Source organism: Bacteroidales bacterium (genome assembly GCA_031275285.1).
GTDB lineage: Bacteria > Bacteroidota > Bacteroidia > Bacteroidales > UBA4181 > JAIRLS01.
In genome coordinates, this window is sequence record JAISOY010000084.1 from 1 (window position 1) to 26,037 (window position 26,037).

A 26,037-nucleotide genomic window follows, 5' to 3' on the forward strand; every position below is an offset into this window, starting at 1 on the left:
TGATTTTATATTAAGTTTAAATTATTTTTTTTGAATTATTCCGTGTGCGCACACGGAATGGCGCAAACTCTCATGGAAAGTTGTTTTTCTTCATTTTTAAAGTGGATGGGAAAAATAAAAAAAGCCGCCCATTGCCAAAAAACAATGGTGCGGCTATATAATATATGTGTAAATTTACTATGCGCCTGAACGCATAATCTTATCTCTCTCTCTCTCTCTCTCTCTCTCTCTCTCTCTCTCTCTCTCTCTCTCTCTCTCTCTCTGCAATAGTTATGCCAAAGCCACTGTTACCAAGGCTTGTATGAAAGCATAATATACCGGATAAAAGATACAAAAAAATATGAGTTTTAAAGATAAATATTTTTTCACAAAACTTATCCCCCAGCGAGGAGACGGACAATTCATAATAATGAGATACTACTTCTTGTGGCAAAGAAAAATAAAATATTTGAAAAAACATCTGATAAATAATAAAAAGTAACGCAACCGATTGCGAAAGATATAAGTAGAAATAATTGTTTATATGAAACGTTGAATTTTCACCTTCTTTTTAACTGGTTACGGACAGTTTTTAATCCTAAGTATAGTTGATGTTCAACAGTACGGATGGATAAATTGAGGATCTCAGCAATTTCGCTGCTTTTTTTCTCCTCGAAATAAGCCATTTTAAAAATCGTTTTGCATTTATTTGGTAACAAGTCTATCTGGTCGTATATTCTTTGCAGGTATTCTTTCTCGACAATATTTTTTTCTACGGGGTGATGGACATTATTTTCACCGGATTCGACAATCAGTTTATCTATGTGTGTGTTTCTCAGTTCTTTTTGTTTGACGTGATTAATGCATTTATTTCTTACGGCAGTCAATAAATATGAAAAATTAAGCTCCTGATTGATAATTCTTTCATTTTTCCAGATATCCAGAAAAACTTCCTGTACGATATCTTCGGCAGCATCCAGAGAAACATAGCGTAATGCAAAACGTATCAAAACGGCTACATTTTCTACATATAAGGACTGGAATATTCTTATTTTATACTGCTCGGAACGGATCATTAACAGCTGTTGACTTTTAAGGATATATAAAACAAAGGTATCAAATTTTCTTCAAGAGAATTTGATGGTGGGAAAAATATAGGAGTATTAAATAAAAAAATGAATCGGCTTTTAAGTAAATACAATAACTCGATTGTTTATAATAATAACGTTTAAAATAAAGTTAAATTTTGATAAGACATGTCATCAATTCCTGAACATATTATTCCCCTTATTCTCCGGTTTTTACAAAATACCATCAATAAAGAAGAAGAAAAAAATCTAAACGAATGGTTGTGTAAAAGTGATGAGAATAAAGAAATATTTCGACAGTATCTGGAAATTTGGGATAATGAAAAATTGATGTCACATGAAGATCTGATATCAAAATGGAGACAGTTAGATGCCCGATTAGAACCTGTTAAACGGACTATGCCGGGTAAATCTCATAGAATTCGTAAATATAACAGGTGGATAACATATGCTGCTGTTTTTATCGGTATCATTTTCGGCACAGCACTCTGGTATGTGATCGACCGGGGAAACAATACGGAGCCTGTTCCTTCAATAGTGGAAAACCAGGGAGGTGTCATGAAATATGTACTTCCGGATGGATCGATTGTCTGGTTGCATGCTTTCAGTAAACTTTCATATTCTCCGGTATTTGACAAGGAGAAGCGTGTCGTATGTTTAGATGGAAACGCTTATTTTGAAGTTGAAAAAGATGAATCCCGGCCATTTATTGTTCATTCCGGGAATATTGATGTGCGTGTGACCGGAACCGAATTTATGGTGGAATCGATACCTGATACACATATTGCTGTTACTTTGGTTACCGGAGGGGTAAACGTAGATACCCGGAACGAGAGAGGAGAGACTGTACAGCAAATACGGCTTTTTCCCGGACAACAGGCTGGCATTAACCCTTATACGGGGTCGGTAAATATATCGGCTGTTGATGCCGGTTATTATACAGAATGGAAAGATGGTATCTACAGGTTTACCGATGAATCTTTGGGAAATGTGATCCGGCAGCTTTCATTCCGGTATCAATTAGAAATACATTTACCTGCTAAGCTGGAAAATAAGAGGATTACCGGTAGGGTTACACCACAGCATACACTTGAAGATATACTAGGAAATATCAGTGAAGTTTATCCTATTAACTTTCGGAAAGAAAACAACCATCTATATATCAGTGAGAAATATTGAAATTGTTAAACATTAATGAGAAATGAAATATGAGAAAAAGTAAATGATGATTCAATGAATGAAAAAGAGCCGGATGATATTGGACCATCTGCCGGCTCATTAAAGGTGTTTTTTATAAAAACTATTAGCCCGTTAATCTTGATCTCACCCAAGGTTAATGGTGCCATATCAAAAACAGTCAAAAATATGAAAAATTTCAGAAAGCGAAAATTTAAGCTTTTAAAAAAATTATTGATCGTAGTGAAAATATTTATTCTTTTGTTTACTGCCGGATTAATGAGTGCTACTGCCAATATATACGGACAGGATGTAAAATTAACCATTAACAAAAGTAATGTCGAGTTAAGCGAACTTCTTGAATTGATAGAATCCCGAACGGATTTTTCCTTTTTCTATAATGATGATCTGATCGATAAGACAGTAAAAGTACATGTTAATACCCATGACAAAGGTATTAAAGAGGTTCTGGATCAGGCATTGGAAGGGACAAAAATAACTTATTCCATAAAAGATAAAGATATTATCTTGAAGGTAAAAGAGGAAAGCCCGTTAATGTCTCCGCATCAGCAGGGTATACGAATTACAGGTACTGTGTCCGATAATTATGGCGAACTATTGCCCGGAGTAAATGTATTGGTTCGTGGTACAAACCAGGGAACAGCTACTGATGTGAACGGGGAATATACCATTACTGTTCCCAGTGATACATCTGTATTATTGTTTCATTTTCTGGGTTATCAGACCCAACAAACAGAGATAGGGAATCGAAGGGTTATAGCCATAATCATGCAGGAAGAAGCGGCAACATTGGATGAAGTGGTGGTAGTGGCTTTCGGAACGCAAAAGAAAGAAAGTGTGGTTGGTTCCGTTACTACTATTAATCCGTCCGAACTTAAGGTGCCGAATAGTAATCTTACCACTGCTTTTGCCGGGCAAATGGCAGGTATTATAGCCTATCAGCGTAGCGGTGAACCAGGAGCCGACAATGCCGACTTCTTTGTACGTGGTATCACAACTTTCGGTACCAATACCAACCCTTTGATATTAATTGATGGTATAGAACTTACTTCGACCGATCTTGCGCGGTTACAACCCGACGATATTGCCAGTTTTTCCGTAATGAAAGACGCTACGGCAACAGCTTTGTACGGGGCCCGGGGTGCAAATGGTGTGATCATAGTTACTACCAAACAAGGAAAAGAAGGTCCGGCAAAGATATCCGTCAGGTTGGAAAATTCATGGTCGATGCCTACCCGGAATGTGGAACTAGCAGACCCCGTTACTTACATGCGGCTTGAGAATGAAGCGGCGAAAACCCGGGACCCGTCAAAAACACAGATCTATTCGGATGAAAAGATCGCAGACACGGAATCGGGTAGAGATCCGGTCCGGTTTCCTTCTAATGACTGGTTGGATATGTTATTTAAAAAATATACCATGAATCAACGTGCCAACATGAGTGTCAGCGGCGGTGGAACCGTTGCCCGTTATTATGTTTCGGGTTCCTTTAACCATGATAACGGTATGTTGAAAGTAGATAAACGAAATAATTTCAATAACAATATCAACAATAAATCGTTCACTCTGCGTTCGAATGTAAGCATGAACATTACCAAAATTACGGAGTTAACCGTTAGGCTGAGCGGTATTTTTGATGATTATAGCGGACCAATTACAGGTGGGGAGGATATGTATAAGAAAATTATGAAGTCAAATCCTGTTATGTTTCCTGCTTTCTATCCGGTAACCCCTCAAACAGCCCATGTGAACCATATTATGTTCGGAAACTATGACAATTTATATACTAATCCCTATGCCGAATCTGTACGTGGGTATAAAGATAAGAATCGTTCGCAAATACTGGCGCAGGTGGAAGTGAAACAGGATTTAAATTTCCTGACCGACGGACTTTCGTTCAGGGGTATGTTGAATATATCCCGCTTATCCCAGTTTTCCGTCAATCGTTTCTATAATCCCTATTACTATCAAATCAGTACATATAATTATCAGACCGGTGAATATACTTTACGTAACACCAATGAAGATTCAGCCACTGATTATTTAGGCTATGGCGAACCTACCGGGGATAAAGTAACAAATTCAACTTTTTATTTTGAAGGAATGGTGAACTATAACCGTACATTTGCCGAAAAACACGATGTCAGCGCTCTGTTGGTCTATATTGCAAGACAATCGCTTAATGCCAATACATCCAGCCTGCAACTTTCTTTGCCATCGCGTAATATCGGGTTGTCCGGACGTGTTACCTACTCCTACGATAAACGTTATTCTGGTGAGTTTAATTTCGGATATAACGGATCGGAACGTTTTTCCCATTCCCATCGTTTTGGATTTTTCCCTTCAATGGGTGTAGCATGGAATATTTCTAATGAGAAATTCTGGGAACCCATTAAGTCGGTGGTGTCTAACCTGAAACTCCGCTATTCCTATGGTTTGGTAGGTAACGATCAAATAGGTTCAACTACAGATAGGTTTTACTATCTTTCAGAAATGAATATGAATGATGGTAACAGGTGGATGCAGTTCGGCAGGGATTTGAATTTCCGTCAGAATGGCATTTCCGTAATACGTTATGCCAACGAAGATATTACATGGGAAACTTCAGCCAAGCAGAATTATGCCATAGAAATAGGATTGTGGAACAAACTGACCCTAATTGCCGAATATTTCAAAGAGCATCGGTATAACATATTAATGACACGTTCATCTATCCCGCTTACAATGGGTTTAGCCGACCGGGATAGAGTAAGGGCAAATGTGGGTGAAGCTAATGGTACCGGATTTGATCTTAGCCTGGAATACCAACAAAACTGGACCACTGATTTCTGGACTTCGGCACGTGGTAATTTCACCTATGCCACCAGTGAGTTTTTGGTATATGAGGAACCTGCTTACAGTGAACCATGGCGTTCACATGAAGGTAAATCATTGAAACAGGAGTGGGGTTATATTGCCGAGCGTTTGTTTGTAGATGATGCCGAAGCCAATAACGCTCCTGCTCAGGAAATCAGCACACAATGGTATGGCGGTGGCGACATTAAATATACAGATGTAAATGGAGACGGGCGAATCACTGAGATCGACCGTGTCCCAATAGGTAATCCTACTGTGCCCGAGATCGTTTATGGATTTGGTTTATCAATGGGTTACAAAGGTTTTGATGCTTCTATATTTTTTCAGGGAGCGGCTAATGAATCGTTTTGGATTGAGGCGGATAACATACAGCCTTTTATAGGGCAGAACAACCTGCTTAAAGCAATAGCCGACGACCATTGGTCTGAAGAGAACAGGAGCCTTTACTCTTTCTGGCCTCGTTTAGGTCGTGAAGACAACAGTAACAATACCCCCCGAAGTACCTGGTGGATGCGTGACGGCTCATTTTTGAGGCTGAAACAGGCTGAAATAGGATATTCTATTCCCGGCAATTGGAAAAATAAGTTGAAAATAAGCAATTTGCGCTTATATGTTAGTGGTACCAACCTGTTGTTATGGAGTAAATTTAAACTCTGGGACGTCGAAATGGCCGGCAATGGATTGGGTTATCCGATTCAAAGGGTATATAACCTAGGTATCAATGTGAGTTTTAATTAAAAAGAAAATTTTGATATGAAAAATATAATAAAATATTTAATCATCGGAATGATATGTTTGATGCCAATATCTTCCTGTTCAGACTGGCTCGATGTTGTTCCGGAAGGTACCAGCCGGCTGGAAAATGCATTTTCCTCGCGCACGCCTGCTCTCAGGTATCTCTTTACCTGTTATTCATATTTGACCTCGCATGATAATGGGGTTGCCGTTGATATAACCGGAGGGGACGAAGTATGGTTTGATTCCGAAGTAATGAATCCCCAAATTAGCTTAAACGGGATCAAGTATGCAGAAGGATTACAAACGGCACAGTCTCCTCTCTGGGATTTCTGGCCGCGTTTTTATCAGGCCTTACGCGATTGTAATATTTTTCTCGAAAATATTGTTACGGTGCCTCTCTCATCTGATTTCTCTGAAAGTGATCGTCGTTTATGGACTGCCGAGGTTAAAGTACTAAAAGCGTATTATCATTTTCTACTGTTACGCCAATACGGTCCTGTTCCGATTGTTCGCGAAAGCCTGTCGGTTTCTGCTGGTGTGGATGAAGTGAAAGTTACACGTAATAAAGTGGATGATGTAGTGGACTATGCAATTCAACTGATAGACGAAGCAATACCTGATCTGGAATATGAAGTATATAGCGTTAGTGATGAATTGGGACGGATTACCATTCCCATCGCACTTACAATAAAAGCAATGATTCTGACTACAGCTGCAAGTCCTATCTTTAACGGGAACACATTACATGCTACCCTGAAAAATCACGATGGAACCCAGTTGATCAACAGCGAATACTCGGTAGGGAAATGGGCGAGGGCTGCCGAAGCCTGCAAAGAAGCTATCGATGCTTGTGAATATATTGGACTAAAATTGTACGAATATCCTGGAAGCAGGCAATATAGGCTGACCGATACCATTATGACACAAATGTCGTTACGCAATGCTATCAATGATAGATGGAATGATGAAATTATCTGGGGAGATACCAAGGCACAGGTGACTACTTTTCAGACATTAGCTGCCCCGAAATTAGACACCCGATATCAGGATCATTCAGGAATGCGGCAATATTTCGGTCCGCCATTGAAAATTGCTGAGATGTTTTATTCAAGCAATGGTATCCCGATCAACGAGGACAGTAGTTGGGAATATAATACCCGTTACAGTCTTAGGGTAGCGAATGCCAATGAAGGACTATATGTCCGTGAAGGAGCCCAGACCTCACGTTTGCATTTCGACCGCGAACCCCGTTTTTACGCATGGCTCGGATTCGATAACGGGATGTGGTATGGACAGGGAAATTATGATGATAAATCCCCTTCGAGTCTCTTCTATGTACAGGCAAAAGCCGGACAACCCCAACAGAAGGTTGCGGAAAGCGGTTCTCCCACCGGTTATTATGTCAAGAAATGGATTCATTTTGAAAATGTTCAGAATGCGGCAACCTCTTACAGCGTAGTTTGGTACGTTTGGCCATGGTTCCGTCTTGCCGACCTTTATTTACTATATGCGGAATCCGTTAATGAAGCGGAAAATAATACCGCTAACCGGGAGATTGCGCTGGAATATCTGGATAAGGTAAGGCAACGTGCCGGCCTTGCCACTGTACAAGATGCCTGGAGTAACTATTCCATCTATAATGATAAGTATACGCGTCAGGATGGCTTACGGGATATTATCAGGCAGGAACGTATGATAGAGCTATGTTTTGAGAGAAAACGGTTTTGGGATCTTCGACGTTGGATGATTGCTACTGACATGTACCAGACATCTATACAAGGTTGGGATGTTAAGCAAAGCGATGCCTTAACATATTATATCCCTAAGCCCATTTTCGAGCAGAAATTTACTCTCAGGGATTACTTCTGGCCGATCCCAAGTAGTGAGATAACCGGTAATCCAAATCTTGTACAAAATATAGGATGGTAAAACGGTTAATAATCTAAATGATATAAACTAAAAATAATGACCATGAAAAATCATCATTATCATCTTTTCATCACCATCATTGTTATACTTATCACAGGAGCCTGTAAGGAAGACTCTCTGGATGAGCATCTTGATTCCAATGCGCCTGCTCCTGTTGCAATTGATAAAAGTAGCATTACCCACAGGGATTTTGCCGGAGGGTCGGTACTCTATTACAAGCTCCCAAAAGATGATAATCTTTTGTATGTCAGGGCGGAATATGAAAGTGCGCCCGGTGTTGTCCGTGAAGCAACCGCCTCTTTATTCATCGATTCATTAGTGTTGGAAGGATTTAACGAATCCCGTGCTTATGATATCAGTATTTATAGTGTCGGGAAGAATGAGAAATCATCAGAATCTGTTGTTTATCAGGTTACACCCGGTATTCCTCCTGTATTGACTGCTTTTGAATCATTGACACTTGAGACAGCATTCGGTGGGGTACGGGGCGGTTTTCAAAATGATGCTGAAACTCCATTAACTGTGGTATTGTCGGCAGACACTACTTTTACGGGAAACTTTATCCAGTTGCGTTCTTTTACTTTGTCTGAAATAAGATCTACTTTCACTTATTTAGACATGGATTCTGTTGAAACGACTTTCAATATTTACATGAAAGATCGATGGGGTAACAGGACAGAATCAAAACAGTTTGTGCTCAAACCCTTATTTGAAGAGGAAATCCCGAAACCATGGTCTGCATATGCATTACCTTCCGATTGGATTGATGCAGCAGAAGGTAATGCTAATTATGGATTTACTAATCTTTGGGACGGTGTTTACAGTCAACGGAATGCTAATATATTTGCTTCCAGTCATACCGGACCGGCTTTTCCTTATACCTGTACCTTCACTTTAGGCCGGGAAGCTATCATTAGCCGGATGGTCATGCATCATCGTTTGAATTTTGAATATGTAGGTAAAACACCTAAAAAGATAGAATTATGGGGATCGGATAGCGATGATCCCGGAGATGACCTATTGCTGAGCGGTGACTGGTTTTGCCTGGGTAAGTTTGAATCGAAAATGCCTTCGGGAGGTAATTCTCCGACAGACGAAGATAAAGTGTATGGTAATGGAGAAGGTGAACAATTCATGGTGGTCCCGAATGATGAAATCCCTAACCCTTACCGTCCTGTCAAATTTCTCAGGATACGGCCACAGGAAGTATGGGATGGCACAAAAGGAGGCCAGATTATTATTGCCGAAATAGATTTATATGGGCAACTTGTGAAATAATATTTATGTAAAAATATGAATATGAATAAATTATTATATATTATTATTATCGTCATATTGACGTTTTCATGTAAGGACCAGGACGATATTTATAAAGAATACCGGGTGCCCAACAGTACTGTCTATCCGGGCAAACCGATATCCCCCGGATTTCGTTCGGGAGATGGATATGCTGAAATATCATGGCTGCGGGGTAGTGACCCGTCTGTTTCATATGCCCGCATCTACTGGAATAATTATACGGATTCCGTACAGGTGGAAATTCCGGAAAATGCGGATACTGTCAGGCACAGGATCATGCTTGATGAGGGAAATTATGCATTTAGTATCAAAGCTTTCAATAGCAAGGATCTTGCATCGGTGCCTGCTGAAATGATTGGAAAAGTGTATGGAGATAACTTCCGGGCCACATTGTTTAACAGAAGCGCCAAGAATATTCTCTACGATCCGGACACCGAAGTGTTGACTATCGAATGGGTAGGACAGGCGGAAAATGAAGTGAAGTGTATCCTGAAGTATGTTGATATACAGGATCAGGCTGTACAACAAAGTATCACATTGAGCGAACCGACCACTGTTATTGAAAATTTTAAGCGGGGACTCAGTATCAACAGCTTTTTTGTGCCGCCTTCATGTATCGATACATTTGCTAGTGAGCCGTCTATTCCAAAGATCACTATGCCTGCGCTTTATAAGGAAGTCTCCACATCGTTGGATTTGGCAGGAACCAAAAAAGACGTTGCAGTAACAGATCATGGAACTTATATCGAACTGGTTAAAACAGGTAATGATCCGTACATTCATACGCAGGGTTTGACGGAAGCATTGAACCTGGCGGTTTATTACAAGGTTTATTTTTACATTGAATATCAGAACAGCCGTGAAATTAATGATGCCCAATTGTTTTTTGGAAAACCTAATGCGGCGGGAGGTGTTTCTACAAATGAGGAATTACATTTTGATTTTACAGGTCTTGATGCCGCTGATGAATCAAAATGGGCAGTCTTTAAATTCGATTGTGAAGCAGCCATCAATACCCATGGTTGGGGAAGTGTAGGACATAGGTTCCGTTATGATTTTGTAGCTACAGGTGCGCCTGATGCCACTGTCTATATCAAAAAAATGTGGTTTGAGATATATACATTACAGGAAGTGGATTTATGATGATAATCAATGTGTTATATTGATTTAATAAGGATAGTTACATATCGTCTGGCAGCAGAAGATTTTGATGATTATACTCAATAAGTAAATTACTAAGTAATTTTAAACCCTGTAAAGTATTTCAAAAACGTTGGAATCTTTACAGGGTTATTAGTGATATTGAAAAATAAATACTTTTTGATAATTCTGGAATTCATATGAGTTGTTTTAGTTCGGACAAATACATGTTAAAAAAACTTCACTTGATTATCTGTTGTGCATTTCTCTTGACAGGAAATATATGTGCTCAGGAATTTTCCGTACCATTTAAGCCAAGTGTTGATTTGGATAGTGATTTTCAAAACCCTCCTGATTATGCCCGTACACGGGCTTATTGGTGGTGGCTCGAAGGATATATAACCAAACAGGGAATTCTTGATGATCTGACAGCCATGAAAGAAGCCGGAATAGCCGGAGCCATTATTTTTGATGCTGGAAGTTCAGGTTATTATACGGGTAAACTAACCTATCATAATACTATCCTTCGCTCAAAAGCAGGTCCCGGGTTCATGAGTCCCGAATGGCAGGAATTGTTTGCTTATTCTTGTCACATTGCCGACAGCCTCGGTATAGAAATCAGTTTGAACATTACCAGCGGCTGGAATGACGGGGGGCCATGGGTAACTCCTGAATATGCATCGCAAAAATTAGTCTGGAGCGAAATAACAGTCGAAGGCGGTCAAAGATTGAACCAAAAGTTACCATTACCCGGTAAGCTTCTTACTTATGAGGGTTCCTCCAAACCTTATTTTAAGCCGGTAGCAACATTGGCTATAAAGTTGTTGCCTGGGGCTGAAGCCGTACAACCTTTGCCGTATTTTAACATCAAAGCCGTACATACGATCTCGATACCACAAACTCCCAACGGATTGGGCTATGACTGGGAGACTTTTGTCCGTCCGCTTCCTGATGGGCTTTCCGGCTATCATGCCCGCCTGGAGGACGTGATCGATATCAGTGAATATGTAAATGAAAATGGTGATATCAGTTGGGATGTCCCGGAAGGCCGCTTTGCAATCCTTCGTTTCGGTCATACCGGAACGGGTGTTAAAGTATCGACACACAGTCCGGGCGCCGGAGGGTTGGCGATCGATTATATGAATGCCGGTGCGATGGAACTACAGTTCAATCATGCTGTCCTGCCTTTGATTCAGGATCTCCAAAAAAAAGGCAGTAAATCGTTGCATTATCTTCATGATGACAGTTGGGAATTGGGTGCAGCTAACTGGACCCCGCTTATGGAACAGTTCTTCACGGAAAACAATGGATATGATATTAGGAAGTTTCTGCCGGTTGTTGCGGGAAAAATCATTGAAAGCCATGATCTTTCCGAACGTTTTTTGTATGATTTTCGCCGTACTATTGCTGATCTCATTTTCCGGAATCATTACAAGAAATTCAAAGAATTGTCTCATCGATATGGGTTAGGCTTACACCCCGAATCCGGCGGTCCGCATCCTGCTCCAATCGATGCATTGAAAAATCTCGGACAAAGCGATATCCCAATGGGTGAATTTTGGGCTATTGCCAACACACATAGGGTAGCACCGCATCAACGCCTTTATATCAAGCAGGGAGCATCAGCTGCACATATTTATGGTAAGCGTTTCATGCAGGCCGAAGGACCTACAACCATCGGCCCTCACTGGGAACGTGACCCATGGATGTTGAAGCCTACTATGGATAGGGTTTTCTGCGAAGGGATGAACCGTTTTGTCATACATACTTTTACACATTCACCCAGGGAAGCAGGTAAACCAGGTAATGAGTATTTTGCCGGAACACATATCAATCCAAATGTTACCTGGTGGAAACAGGGAAAAGCTTTTCTCGATTGGTCTTCCCGTAATTCGATGATGCTTTCGCAGGGACTTTTTGTGGCCGATGTCGCTTTTTATTACGGAGACAATGTTCCTAATCAGGTGCCGTTAAAGCATATTGATCCTCGTCTTGGTGAAGGTTACGATTATGATGTGGTGAATACCGAGGTGATCCTTGAACGCATGAGTGTCCGTAATGGAAGAATATATCTCCCGGATGGTATGAATTACCGGGTATTGGTTTTACCCGAAAGAAAAGCCGTGAATATACAGGTGCTTGATAAACTGGAGCAAATGGTAAAAGAAGGAGCTGTTATAATCGGACCTAAACCTGAAACAATTGTTGGGTTACAAAATATGGATACCGCTGAGAAGCGTTTGGCGGAAACTGCCGGGCGTATGTGGGGAAATATAGATGGGGACAGGGTTACTGAGAATGTTTATGGAAAAGGGAAGGTCATATGGGGTAAAACCATTCGTGAAGTACTGGAAAATGAGGGTATTGTTCCTGATTTTGAATACATAAGCGGTCATGCTATTGAAAAAAAACTAGATAAGCAGGCCACGCAACTTGATTATATTCATCGTACTGTTTCCGATTATGGAGAAACGAACGATCTGGAAATATATTATATAGCCAATCGCTTGGAACGTCCTGAATACACTTCATGTTCATTTCGAGTTACCGGTCAGCAGCCTGAAATCTGGTATCCGGAAAACGGCAGGATCGTTCCGGTAAATACATATGTTTCTTCTGGTGACCAGACTACTATTCCATTGTATCTTGATCCTTTCGGTTCCGCTTTTGTGGTTTTTCGTCGGCCCGTAAAATCTGATCCTGTTACTGTCATCAGAATGAATGGTGTGGAAATATTTCCATCGCCATCTAAAACGTTCGACAAAATCCCATTTGAACATTTGTCCGATGGTAGCCTGGGTTTTCATCATGAAGGAATTTTCACTTTGTCCAAAAACGGTAAAGAAGAAGAAATCAGGGTTAATCCTCCCGGTAATATTTATCTGGATGAGTCATGGCAGGTATCTTTTGATCCTGCGTGGGGAGGGCCTGAACATATTGTTTTTCCCGAACTGATGTCCTGGACTGAACATTCGGATCCCGGGATAAAATATTATTCAGGAACTGCTATATACAAAAAAACATTTGAGATAGATGGGAAAGTCATGCGTAATTTCCGGATTAGATTGGATCTGGGCGAATTACATCATATCGCAGAAATAAAAATTAATGGAAAAACTGTCGGCATATGGTGGAAAAAGCCTTTTGGAGGAGATATTACCGATTTTGTGAAAAAAGGTAAGAATTCATTGGAAATAACCGTTGTAAATCTTTGGCCCAACCGAATTATTGGAGATCAATCATTACCTGAAGAACAACGTTATACTAAAACCAATGTGGTGAAATTTACCAAAGAAACCCCTTTGTTGCCTTCCGGGTTAATTGGTCCGGTACGGTTATCATTTAGTACAAAATAAAAATAATGTTGTTCGTATCGGGATAAATGTCCACATTGATACTATACCGGTAATGGCTATAAAAACGTAAAAATATATAGGAAAATCAGAGAAATCAGTAAGATTTAAGGATCAGTACTCTTATCATTAATTATGAATTCTTTAGATGTTAATATAGAATCCGTAAATGAAAAGTTAATTCTTGATCGTAAATTGTGGTAGTTACTTTGATTATTTTAGATTTTTATCGATTTGACTTAAGTGGTTGACAGTTAGGGCTTTTTGCGGGGTTTTGAATTTCAGAAGTAACGATCTACTAACAGTGCGTCTTACATCAGTTTGCGGTGTAAGGCTATCAAATAACCCGGGTGTATGGATAAGCATTTTTTCGGGATTTCCGGTAAAATTCTTTTCAGCCTTGACGTTTCGTTCTTGGAATAATATCTTCGTGTTCAGATAAATTAGAGAATTATTTCATTGTGAATTAGCACTTTCCCATACTATGTATTTAAATTACAACATCTTTGGGACGGACAGAATAAGCAAACCCCCTATCATTGGAGATGATTCTTAATATCTAACCAAATTTGTTAGTCACAATTCAATTTCTCTTCGGCACGTTTAATAATAATCCCTGCCTTTTCTCTGAATGTAATTTCACTTTCAAATACTGTTGCACCACCAATATCTTCTCCCATACTTGTCCAAACGCCTTTACAGTTATAAAAATACCATAACCCATAGCCAAAAGAATCAAGGTAAGCATCATTTACAACTCCGGCTATTTTATTGTTATATAGGAATATTTTGGGCACATTTATGTCCAATATCTTGTTTTTCTTCAACTCATCCATGCCCGGATTATTTAGTTGGGTGGTCTTGATTTCCATCATATATGCATTCAATGGAGAGTATGTGTCATTGACATATAGTAAATCATTTATTTTCTTGTCTACCGTCAGGGAAGAATAACAACCTTCTGGAAGAGCATTATTTCTCAATATAATTTTGGAGTCCAGTTTTTGAGATTTTATTTTTCCCTTCTCAACATTAACAAAATAAGAATTATGATTGTCACTTTGACTAACAAATTCTGCAGCTTTTCCATTTTTGAAAAGTATGCCTGCTAATTCATCATTTGCATATCCAAAAGGTATTTGCCTTTCTATTATCATCTGGTGGTATAATTCTCTTCTGTCTCCTTGTGAATAGTGGGGGCAATTGCTATAAGGTAATACGCCAAGTCCATCAACGACACTTAAGTTAATAGGTCTGGAATCGCTGATTCCATTTTGAAACCAACAGATCGAACCTGCACTTCCTCCCGCTACGATTATTCCTTTATTTAATGCATCTTTCAGGATAATATCTATCCCTTGAGCCCTCCAAATACCAAGCATGTTTAAGGTATTGCCCCCGCCAACCACAATGGCGTCGGTATTAAGCAAAATATCTTCGAAGGATTGATTGTTTTTTGAAGAACTCACCCAAACTTTGAGGATTATTGTATCTAATTTCAATGTATTACAAATGCGTTCCCAATATTTAATGTTATCCTGGTTGTCTGCACTTGCAGTCGGGAGGTAACAGATTTTCGGACTTTCTTTTTTTGTCAAATTAGCTATATATTCAACCATTTTCAAATTGATATCACCTCCCCAAATAAAAATAGTTTCATTGTTTTTATTGATATTTTGCTGTGCTTTTACATTTTCTATTCCAATAACAAAAAACATTGCAAGTGCAAGAAAAGTTAGAATTGTTCGTTTCATCATCAATTTTGTTGTTTTGTGATTTACTAATTTACCTATTTGTGATATTCTAAATAAAACACTTTAATTCCCATCTTATAAATAAAGCAAATTTATCAAATATCTGGAAGTCAACCAAAATTACATCTTGAAACCGCATTGTTTGCCTGTATTTTTCAGCTTCTCGTTGCAACTGCTGTTGCTCGGAACAGGGAAAACGCGGTTGTCGACCGTTAAGCCTTTGTATCTCTCTATTAATCGCTTGGGAACATCCAATAGTCGGATATTGGAATCTGCTTATTTCTTCTTTCTACGGAGGAGTTTATTTTATAAACATGATGATATGAATTTTACTCATACTATTGATAAACATCCAAAAAATCCTTATGTTTATCGCTCCAATACGGTATGAGGGCTGGAGAAGAATGGGTACTTCAGAGTAGGACGGGGAGTAACTTGTTTTGGAGTAATATTATTTTGACAATTTAGGGGACATAAATATCAATTAATAATCAGGTTATGAACATTTCTTTTAGTATGAACAGATGTTTTTGTAAAAGAGTTTTTACTTGTTTCTTTACTATCTGTTTTTTAGGAACAACTATACCGGCACAGGTAAAAGACCAACAGTTTCCTTTGCCGCCTCATTCCATGCAATTATCGGGTTATCTTGAAAAAGACATACAAAATTCAATGGATAACTGGAATAAGGGCGTGATCCCTTATGCTTCCTTTGTCGATTTCTTCCGTAAAGGGCGGGCACAATTTGCCCTGGGTGAGATGTGGGGAAAAGCGGTACGCTCCGCATGTATGTTTTACCGTTATACCCAGGATCCGGAGCTGAAGAAAATACTGGATGAAACTGTCCGGGATATATTGTCTACGCAGCAACCCAACGGTAGTATCAGCTGTTCGTCTGTGGACAAACAACCCGACGGGCCGGCCGGTGATATGTGGGAACGTAAATATGTCATGCTGGGATTGGAAGAATATTACGAATGGGTAAATCCTGATCCCAAAGTACTCGAAAGTTTGAAAAAACAAGCCGATTGCATCATTAACCAGGTAGGGAAGGCTCCTAAAACGGAAATTACGGATCTGGGTTGGAGTGCGACGAATATAGGATATGAACCCTGCCATATCGAGTCCAGTACATTGCTGGAACCTTTTATGCGTTTGTACAAATTTACGGGACAACAACAATATCTGGATTTTGCCACCTATATTTTCGGGGCGGGAGGTACCAAACACTATAATGTCTTTGAAATGGCGCTCAATAATGTGGAACCGTATAAGATGGCGGGGCATTATCCGAAAGCTTATGAGATGACCTCATTATTTGAAGGTTTGGTCGAATACTACCGTGTAACGGAAGACCCTACGATAAAAAAAATGTTGGTTAATTATTATAACAATGTCAGGACAAAGGAAATTACTATCATCGGAAATGGCGGTGGTGATCAGCCTTACCATCCCATGGTGGCCGGTGAAGCCTGGGATAATACGGCATTTGAACAAACCAATCCGGATATTACACGAATGATGGAAACCTGTGTCGGAGTCACATGGATGAAGTTTTGCAGCCAGATGTTACGCTTAACCGGGGACTCTTCACCTGTTGACGAAATCGAAAAATACATCTACAACGGATTGCTCGGTGCCATGAAACCTACGGGCGACGGCTTTAGCTATGTCAATCTGTTCAACGGGAAAAAAGTTAACGGCCATGGTTGGGGTTGGCATTTTGATGACCTGCATGTAACCTGCTGTAACCTGAATGGTCCTATGGGCCTGGCGTATATACCATATGTTGCAGTAACTAATTCCGTTTCGGGGCCTGTGATCAACCTGTATAATGCCGGAAAAATATCCGCAACAACACCATCCGGCCGGGCTATGCAAATAAACATTGAAACTGATTATCCGCAATCCGGTAAAGTAATGATTCATGTAAATCCAGGGAAAGCAGAAAAATTTGCCGTTCAATTACGTATTCCGGGCTGGAGTGAAAATACCAAAGTGATGGTTAACGGCAAAAAAATAGCGGTTTCTTCTGGTAAGTACGCTACAATCGACAGGAAGTGGAAACAAGGTGATTTGATCGAGATAGAGTTTGAAATGAAATGTCGTGTTGTGGATGCGCCCAGGGGCAGTAACCGGAAAGGCGATAATTTCCAGGCAATAATCTGGGGGCCGATCGTGTTGGCCCGCGATGAAAATATCGATCCCGGATATAACAAACCTGTTCGGATAAAAGCGGGTGAACAAAACATAGTGAAGATAAGTAAAGTGAAGCCTACCAGGGCTGATGCCCGTATGGAATTTGTGGTTCCTACCACGGAAGGTGATATACGTATGGTTGATTATGCTTCCGTAAACGGGTGGGCGGGATCACAGGTATGTACCTGGTTGCCGCTTCCTGGGCAATAGCTTTTTCCTGCGTTGATTGGTGGCCACTTCCATCAAATTTGTTGAACTGTTTATTTTGTCGTTTGTATATTTTTAAATTTAGAATTATCATCGGTCAACTGAAAATTGACAATACATGATTATTCCCGGTGGAATGAAAACAACCCTTTCAACGGTAATGGCAAAAGGATTTTTTCAGGAGTAAATTGCATTATGTTCCAATCTAAATAACTAATTTAGCGTAGTGTAATATGAAGAGTCAATATTTTAGTGTGAAATTCAAAGTACAATGTTTAAGACTGAGTAAAAAACGGAATTCTTAACCCGGAACTTTGAATATTGAGATAATAGCCATTAAGATAATTGTGTAGAGACAAATCATTCATGTGCCAGCCGTTCGAAAATGAGTTAACAAGCTCGCTGGAGACAATATATCATGGATGTTTAATTTCGTTGAGCCTCCGGGTTCATTTAAACCTTAAAAAATCAACTTAGCGTCAGCCCTTAGTTTGCGTTATAAAAATAAAAGCGATGTTAATCCGTTCTCATGGAGCGAACTTAGCCGAAGGATATCTCGCGAATGGAAGAAGTAACTAAAGCGTAATAAATAATATTCAAATGAGAAAATCAATTTTGTATACAGGATTATGGGTATTGTTGGTACTACAATTATCTTGTACTTCATCGGACATGTACGAAGGTTTCGTTCATCCGCCAGACTCAACAAAACCGGGTATTTATTGGTATTGGATGAATGAGAATGTTTCGAAGGAAGGAATAACCAAAGACCTTGAAGCTCTTTACAGTAAAGGGATAGGCGAGGTTTATATAGGGAATATTTATGATGGAGGCAAGTTAGGTGCTGTTGAAACGCTCAGCAGTGAATGGTTCGAATGCATGCAACACGCCATCAGGGAAGGAAGCCGTATCGGGATTAATATAAGTACTTTTAATTCAGCCGGATGGAGCCAGTCGGGCGGTCCTTGGGTAAAACCGGAGGATGCCATGCGTTACCTGGTATATTCGGAGGTTGAAGTTGAAGGTCCGGCCACCATAAAACAATATATTGGCAAGCCGAAAGAGTTTTTCCAGGATGTTTCCGTAATCGCTTACCCGGTATTGCTTGAGGAAACACAACTAGAGGCGGCGATTACATCAGTTCCTGCGGCGATACGAATAACCAGCCTGACGGATGCGGACCCCGGGACGATATGTACATTTACAAACCGGGCCAGAGAGCCGATACAAATAGATATCAAATATCAGGCACCTGTAACTAAAAGGAGTTTGCATATCAAACCCGGCGACCAGCGGTACCATATGTTTTGTGATGTCCTGATAAAACAGGATGGTGAATTTGTACCGGTAAAATCGCATTATTTTGACCGCATTAAAAGAGAAGTACGCATGGGAGCCGAACCTTCGGCGCCTTTGGCGATGTCGTTGGGAGAAGTAACATCAACCGAGTTCCGGATCATATTGAAAGATTTACCGGAAAAGTTTGAATTGCGGGAACTTAACTTATCCGTAAAACCCATTCTTGAAAATTATCCGGAAAAATGGCTTATCAAGATACCCAGTAGGGCAACTCCCGATTGGTTTGCACATATATGGCAAAATCAGGAACAACCCGGTACAACAGGAATTGTAGCAGAAAAACAAATACAGAATATTTCACAGTTTCTGAAAGGTGATACCTTATGCTGGGATGCGCCCGTCGGTAAGTGGAAGATACTCAGGGTGGGAATGACTACCACCAATACGACCAATCAGCCGGCTGCACCGGCTGCGAGGGGTCTGGAGATCGATAAAATGAATAAAAGGCCCATTGAAAACCATTATAATTCGTATGTGGGGAAAATTGTTAATGGAATGCCGCAGGAAGATGTCAAATCGTTTACACGCGTTATTGCCGACAGTTACGAAACCGGTCCGCAAAACTGGACGGATGGTTTTGATACTGTATTTGTCAATAAATACGGATACGATCCTTATCCGTGGATGGCTGTTTTAACAGGCCAGATTGTCGGTTCTGTCGATCAGTCGAACCGCTTCCTGTGGGATATGCGCAGACTGGTCGCCGAGCGTGTCGCTTCCGAATATGTGGGAGGAATGAAAGAAATATGTGAAAAAAACGGGACACAGCTCTGGCTGGAAAATTACGGATGGGACGGATTTCCTTCCGAATTTATTCTTTACAGCAAATATTCACCTGCCGTTGGTGGTGAATTCTGGACCAATCACGGTGAAAATATCGAATGTCGTTTAGCTTCATCGGGATGTCATATGTATGGAAAAAATATGGTATATGCCGAATCGTATACAACAGTTAACAGCTGTTATCAGTATTATCCCGGCAATCTTAAACGATCAGGAGACCAAAGCTATACTGAAGGTATCAATCAACATATCCTGCATTTATGTATTCATCAACCTGATGATAAAAAAGTCCCCGGTATCAATTCCTGGTTCGGTATCGAATACAACCGGCACAATACATGGTTCGACCATTCCAAATCATGGATCGATTACCAGCGGCGCTGTTGTTACATGTTACAACAAGGGAGGCATCATGCGGATGTATGTTTCTTTATCAGCGAGGAATCACCCAGGATGAGCGGATGGGTAGATAAACAAATATCCAAAGGATATGATTATGATTTTATCAATTCGGATGTGATAGAGAATATTATCCAGGTGGAAAACGGACGGTTAATCCTTCCTTCGGGGGTGAGTTATTCGTTGTTGGTGTTGCCTCCGTTGAATACTATGCGCCCTGAAGTGTTGAAACGGATTAAAGAACTGGTGGAGCAAGGCGCAAATATTTTAGGTAATCCCATTGAGAGATCGCCCAGTATGTCTGATTATCCGCAATGCGACCATGACGTACAAAAATTATCAGGTGAAATCTGGGGAAGTGCAGACTATCAGATAAAAGAAAAAATAGAAAGAAAGGTAGGGAAAGGACAGGTGTTTTGTAATATGCCTATCAATACGGTATTAGAAAGAATCGGTACAGGCGAAGCTGTCAGTTTTGACCCGGAAATGCCGATATTATGGAAACAACGTATCCTGGATAAAGGAGCTGTTTTTTTCTTATCCAACCAGAAAGATACATTATTAAATCTGGATATCGCATTTAACATAACGGGTTACCAACCTGAATTATGGAATCCTGTGGACGGTACACGACGCAAGCTGGATCAGTTTTCTTTTACAGATGCTAAAACAGTTATTCCTGTAACATTGGACGAGTATGAAAGTTGTTTCATCGTATTTAGTGAAAAATTATCCAAATCGGCAAGCGGCGGGTCAAAAAATAAGCAGTATGAAAATAAAACCCTGTTGGCTCTTGATAACACCTGGGATATTGAATTCTTTAATAAACGGACAGGTGAGAAGATAGAATTGAAACAACACGGGCTTGAAAACTGGGCGGAATCAGAGGACGAACAAATCAGGCATTTTTCAGGAATGATCACCTATAAAAATGATTTTGACATAACAGAATTGCCATCCGGCAAAAATATCTATTTGAGTTTTGAGAATCTTTTCGAAACAGCATCTGTTTCAGTCAATGGGAAAAGATTAGAGCGAGAATTGTGGTGCAAACCATTCAGAATAGATATTACTTCATACCTGAAACAAGGGAGCAATCATCTTGAACTTAAAGTAAGTAATTCGTGGAAAAATAAAATGATAGCGCAAAATGAAAAACCGATTGAAGAACGTGAGTTGTATTATTTGTATTATAATGGAGGGAACAAATTGGGTCCTTCAGGAATTTGGGGTAATGTTGTTTTAAAAGTGATTGAATAACAGTGTTTTTGTGAATATCAGGGATAAAAAAGGGATTTTTTGTACTTCCTTTTTTATTTCTGACACAAAAGATATAATTCACTATGATGATTTACCTCGGTAAATGGAAAGCGATTCACGGATTTGCATTTGACTGTCTGAAAGTCCGTTTTCAAACGGAACGGCGAAACCCTCATGCAAGTAAATGCAAATTACTTTCAGTGAACTCGCACACTTAGGTCAGCCGTAATTTGTGACTTTTTAGACATCCTCATAAGAATCTCTTAGTCGATTTAGATTTAAAGTATATCATAAACTCTTCATTTTTCATTCAATGATCTCTATCTTTTTAAAAACAACCGGAATTTTTGTCCGTATATTTCATGTTCTTTTACTACGCTTTGTGTTAATTATCATTTGTCAGTTAACCATTGCCGGTTATTTATCTGCACAAATAGTAATTGATAGGATTACCTATACGGTAGACACACTGTTGAACACCCATGTTGTTGCACCCGGAATCAAAAGGACTTATTACGATCTGCCTGAGTTTACTGCTCCGCTGGGAAAAGGATTGAAAGTAAATGTGCTGGAAGTAGATGTTTCAAATCCTGTTGTGAGCATTGAAACCTGTACAGGTAAACCGGCAAACTGGGCAGGACTGGAAACGCCTGTCTCCATGATGTCCCGTAAAAAGACAGAATATCAAAATGATGGCCGTCTGCCTGTAGCTGCCATCAATGCCGATTTTTACCTGACTTCATCAGGAGGCTATGAGTATTTTATCGAAGTCGGCCGTTCGATGGGTATGGAAATAAGCAACGGTATGTTGTCGCAGCTTCCTGTTTCAGGGAGGGAATTTTCCATTGCTTTTGATGACAATAGTACTCCTTATACAGGTAATGTCAGCTATACAGGAGAGGTGGATATCAACAATACACCGGAAAAATATACTTTGTCGGAGATCAATTATAAGGCTGCAGAAGGGAAACTGGTATTTTTCAACACTGCCGCCAACAAAAATGCAACGCCGCAATCCCATGCATGGTCGCCATATAAAAGTACCATGGTACTCCTTTCCATGCATTCAGACCGCTGGAAAGTAAATGAACGGATAGAGTTCAAGGTGGAGAGCATTACGGAAGATACTTACGGACTGGATATCCCTGAAGGAAAAGTCGTGCTTGTCGGAAACGGGGATGCTGCTGTTTTTTTAGGAAAAATGGAAATCAACGATATTATAGGAGTGAAAATGAATATCAGAATCAATAATCAGTTATTGTCCGGCAATTATTTAAATGTGGTGGGTACCAACCAATATATACTCCAGAACGGAACCCCGACGAACAATAACTGGAATGAATATCATCCACGTACAGCCATTGGTTTTTCAAAAGACGCTGCAAAAGTATACATGGTCATAGTGGATGGGCGGGCGGCAAATTATTCAGGAGGTGTTACTACAAGGCAGTTGGCTGATATTATATCTTCTGCCGGGGCATGGACTGCCGTGAATTTAGATGGTGGAGGTTCAACAGCTATGGTCGTGCATGATAAAATTGCCAACAAACCTTCTGATGGTTCAACCAGGGCTGTTACTAATGCCCTGTTGGCTATTTCTTCTCTTCCGGTCGATACTGAAATAGCAGGAATCGATCTTTTTCCGGAACGGGTGATCACCAAAACAGGCGGATCAAGGCAATTGGGAGTCATTACACGTAATGTGCAGGGTGAGGTGATTGATTATATGACTACTGAAAATATAACTTTCAGCATCCGGGGTAATATAGGCAGCATTGAAAATGGTGTTTTCCAGGCATCAGGCGAGAGGGGAGAAGGTTATATATTTGCCGAATATGCCGGAGAAAAAGATTCCACTTATGTGAAGGTACGGGGTGAAGTTGATTTTTCGAATGCAGGATTAAAGAACATTGCAGTAAGCCAGGGCGAGTTAATCCCTGCTTTCGATCCTGAGATCTACCAGTATACATTGGCTTTGAATTCTTTTCCGGCAAAAGTTACAGTAACCGGTGAACCTGAAGATATTAAGGCAGTTATAGCCGGAAATATTACGGAAAAATTGGTTGTTTCAGGCCAGAAAGTAGTGTTATTGGTACAATCGGAAGATAAAACGCAAAAAAAATCCTACACAATTACCATTTCCGGAACAACAGGAAACGGAGAAATGCTGAAAAATGAAATAAAAATATTCCCCAATCCTGTAAGAAGCGGCCAGATGCTTTCAATTCATTTAGATGAACTGAAAACAGATTTGCTTATAAAAATTTATGATACGTCGGGATGGTTGGTTAAAACCATCAAATCATCCGGACAAAAAATGGAAGTCCCCGTGACCTTTTCTCAGGGAACATATCTTGTCTCTATTTTTGATGGCGGAAAAAATATTTTAAATACTAAAATGTTAGTGGAGTAATGATCATTAAGATCAGCGTTGAGTAAAAAACTATCCTGAATTTTAAGTGGTTTCTGCCGGACTAAAAATCTGACAAACTTAGGCGGATATTTGTGTGATGACGGAAAAATTATTCCTGTTGCCGGGCATCCGGTATAGGAAAAATATAAGATGTTGCCAAACAATTAATCTTTATATCTTTGCACAAAGGTAATATTTATGAGTAGCCATAAAGGTGTTGATGTCAAGAAACTTCAGAGTGGTGACAAAAGGGAATTTGAGCTGATGTTTAAATCTTATTATCCCTATTTATGTTTCTATGCCGAAAGTATTGTTGGAGAAAAATGTGCTGCCGAAGAAATTATGAGCGATTTTTTTTTACGCTTATGGGAAAACCATAAGTCAATAGTTATCAACAAATCTCTTCAGGCATACCTGATGAAAGGTGTTCGTAATAATTGCCTGAAACACCTTGAACACATGAAGGTGCATCAAAAACATAAGGAACATGTTCAATATCTTATGGAAAATAGTGACTTATTGCTGCCGCAATCCGGGGAACATCCTCTTTCATTACTGATTACACGGGAATCACTGGAGGAAATAGAAAAAGCTATTGATTTGCTCCCTCCTCAATGTAAAGAAGTTTTTACCCTGATACGGATGGATAACCTTAGTTATGAAGAAACCTCCAAAAAGTTGGGAATTTCCATCAATACGGTTCGCACCCAAATCGTCAGGGCAATGAGAAAACTAAAAGAATCAATAAATATTTAGATTTTTTTTGATTTTGTATGTTCTTGATTGCTTAGCCATTCGATAGTAGAAGCCTATATTTTTCTAATTATTTTTTCCTCCCATGTCACATCTTTTACATCTAAACCGGTCATATTACTATAATGGACAATAATTTTCACATAGAAGAGATCATTGGTAGAGTTTTTTCTGGTAATATTACACAGGAAGAATTATCCTATTTGCGTCAATGGCTATCGGAAAGTGAAGGGAACCGGGAACTGTATGATTCATACCTGAATTGCTGGATTACGGCTAAAATGCCTAATGATAAGATTGAATCCCAAACGGATAGTGCCTGGCTCGCTTTGAACGGACGCATTGTCGATCATACAAGAACATCCAGGTTTTCAATTAAATATTTGTCAAGGATTGCTGCTGCCTTTCTTATTATATTATGTCTTGGAACAATTGTTGGCTTACTTGTAAAGAACAATGCTCCGGATCAACAATTGTCTTATACGGTATATCATTCCCCGGGCGATTCCATATTAAAGGTTTCATTGCCGGATCATTCACAGGTTTTTTTAAACAGAGGCAGTATTTTACGTTATCCGTCGGATTTTAATTATCAAAACAGGGATGTTTATCTGGAAGGCGAAGGGTATTTTGAAGTAACAGGGAATGCATCTTTACCATTCACGGTTCACACATCAGCATTGCAGGTGAAAGTATTGGGCACTTCTTTCAATATCAATGCCTATAAAGAAGAATCTGAGATCATTACAACATTAGTAACAGGAAAAATAGATCTTCTGATGGACAATATGCGTTCAACTGTTTTATATCCGGGCCAGCAGTTCATATTCCGGAAAGATACAGAGGAAACGGAATTATTAACCGTAGATGCCGGATTTTATACTTCATGGATCAATGGATATTATAAGTTCGAGCAGGTATCTTTTGAACAGATCGCCAAAAAATTCGAGATGATGTATCATGTAGAGATCATATTTAAAGATAATTCTTTAAAAAATATTCCTTTTACAGGGACTTTTCTCCAGGATCAAAGTATTGAAACATCATTGGACCTGCTCAAAGAAATCAGGTATTTTCAATATGCGATAGAAGGAAATAAAATCATTATTAGTAAATAACTTAAATATAAATAATATCATGAAAACATAAAACCCAATAAAAAACCAGAGCAATGTTCCAGCATTACCCTGGTGTATTTTAAATGAGATTAAAACTGCTGAAACCATTCCTGCCAAGGCTTCAGGTTACAGCAATATTTAAAGTCACAAAAACAGTCAAATGTATGAAAAAAATTCAAACCAAGAGCAGATTATGCCCGATTAACTTATGGT

General features: G+C 39.6%; 14 protein-coding genes and 1 pseudogene. 11 read left to right on the forward strand and 4 right to left on the reverse strand.

Going from position 1 to position 26,037, the window contains the following annotated elements; all coding sequences use genetic code 11:
* Positions 1-199: 199 nt before the first annotated feature.
* Positions 200-460: a hypothetical protein gene (locus LBQ60_08965; protein MDR2038040.1), complete on the reverse strand. Its 261-nt coding sequence runs from the start codon at positions 458-460 to the stop codon at positions 200-202.
* A 79-nt stretch (positions 461-539) separates the two neighbouring features.
* On the reverse strand, positions 540-1,055 hold the full coding sequence (locus LBQ60_08970) for an RNA polymerase sigma-70 factor (GenBank protein MDR2038041.1): 516 nt from the start codon (positions 1,053-1,055) through the stop codon (positions 540-542).
* Positions 1,056-1,235: 180 nt separating this feature from the next.
* Between LBQ60_08970 and LBQ60_08975 the strand changes: the two genes are divergently transcribed.
* From LBQ60_08975 to LBQ60_09000, 6 genes are all read left to right on the forward strand, one after another.
* Positions 1,236-2,246, forward strand: a complete 1,011-nt coding sequence (locus LBQ60_08975; GenBank protein ID MDR2038042.1) for a FecR domain-containing protein — start codon at positions 1,236-1,238, stop codon at positions 2,244-2,246.
* A 186-nt stretch (positions 2,247-2,432) separates the two neighbouring features.
* Complete coding sequence (locus LBQ60_08980; GenBank protein MDR2038043.1) at positions 2,433-5,858, forward strand: TonB-dependent receptor; 3,426 nt, start codon at positions 2,433-2,435, stop codon at positions 5,856-5,858.
* Positions 5,859-5,873: 15 nt separating this feature from the next.
* The gene (locus LBQ60_08985; GenBank protein ID MDR2038044.1) at positions 5,874-7,787 is read left to right on the forward strand and encodes a RagB/SusD family nutrient uptake outer membrane protein; all 1,914 of its coding nucleotides are present in this window, start codon (positions 5,874-5,876) and stop codon (positions 7,785-7,787) included.
* A 42-nt stretch (positions 7,788-7,829) separates the two neighbouring features.
* Positions 7,830-9,065 (forward strand): DUF4959 domain-containing protein, encoded by a 1,236-nt coding sequence (locus tag LBQ60_08990; GenBank protein ID MDR2038045.1) that lies wholly within the window; start codon positions 7,830-7,832, stop codon positions 9,063-9,065.
* Between the two features lie 21 nt (positions 9,066-9,086).
* Positions 9,087-10,229 carry a DUF4998 domain-containing protein gene (locus LBQ60_08995; protein ID MDR2038046.1) on the forward strand — a complete coding sequence of 381 codons (1,143 nt, stop codon included), beginning with the start codon at positions 9,087-9,089 and terminating at the stop codon, positions 10,227-10,229.
* 224 nt (positions 10,230-10,453) lie between these two features.
* A complete protein-coding gene (locus LBQ60_09000; GenBank protein ID MDR2038047.1) occupies positions 10,454-13,582 on the forward strand; it encodes a glycoside hydrolase family 2 in 3,129 nt (1,042 codons plus the stop codon).
* Positions 13,583-14,151: 569 nt separating this feature from the next.
* On the opposite strand, the gene LBQ60_09005 is transcribed toward LBQ60_09000, so the two are convergent.
* Together LBQ60_09005 and LBQ60_09010 are read right to left on the reverse strand one after the other, a co-directional pair.
* Positions 14,152-15,336 (reverse strand): peptidase E, encoded by a 1,185-nt coding sequence (locus LBQ60_09005; GenBank protein MDR2038048.1) that lies wholly within the window; start codon positions 15,334-15,336, stop codon positions 14,152-14,154.
* A 123-nt stretch (positions 15,337-15,459) separates the two neighbouring features.
* Positions 15,460-15,627: pseudogene (locus LBQ60_09010) on the reverse strand (site-specific integrase).
* Between the two features lie 204 nt (positions 15,628-15,831).
* Here LBQ60_09010 and LBQ60_09015 point away from each other — a divergent pair.
* The 5 genes from LBQ60_09015 (at position 15,832) to LBQ60_09035 (ending at position 25,824) form a co-directional block, all read left to right on the forward strand.
* Entirely contained in the window at positions 15,832-17,742 is a 1,911-nt protein-coding gene (locus tag LBQ60_09015; protein MDR2038049.1) for a glycoside hydrolase family 127 protein, read from the forward strand.
* Between the two features lie 597 nt (positions 17,743-18,339).
* Positions 18,340-21,540 (forward strand): hypothetical protein, encoded by a 3,201-nt coding sequence (locus LBQ60_09020; protein ID MDR2038050.1) that lies wholly within the window; start codon positions 18,340-18,342, stop codon positions 21,538-21,540.
* Positions 21,541-21,853: 313 nt separating this feature from the next.
* On the forward strand, positions 21,854-23,953 hold the full coding sequence (locus tag LBQ60_09025) for a phosphodiester glycosidase family protein (protein MDR2038051.1): 2,100 nt from the start codon (positions 21,854-21,856) through the stop codon (positions 23,951-23,953).
* A 198-nt stretch (positions 23,954-24,151) separates the two neighbouring features.
* A complete protein-coding gene (locus LBQ60_09030) occupies positions 24,152-24,709 on the forward strand; it encodes an RNA polymerase sigma-70 factor (protein MDR2038052.1) in 558 nt (185 codons plus the stop codon).
* A gap of 122 nt (positions 24,710-24,831) precedes the next feature.
* On the forward strand, positions 24,832-25,824 hold the full coding sequence (locus LBQ60_09035; GenBank protein MDR2038053.1) for a FecR family protein: 993 nt from the start codon (positions 24,832-24,834) through the stop codon (positions 25,822-25,824).
* Positions 25,825-26,037 lie beyond the last annotated feature (213 nt).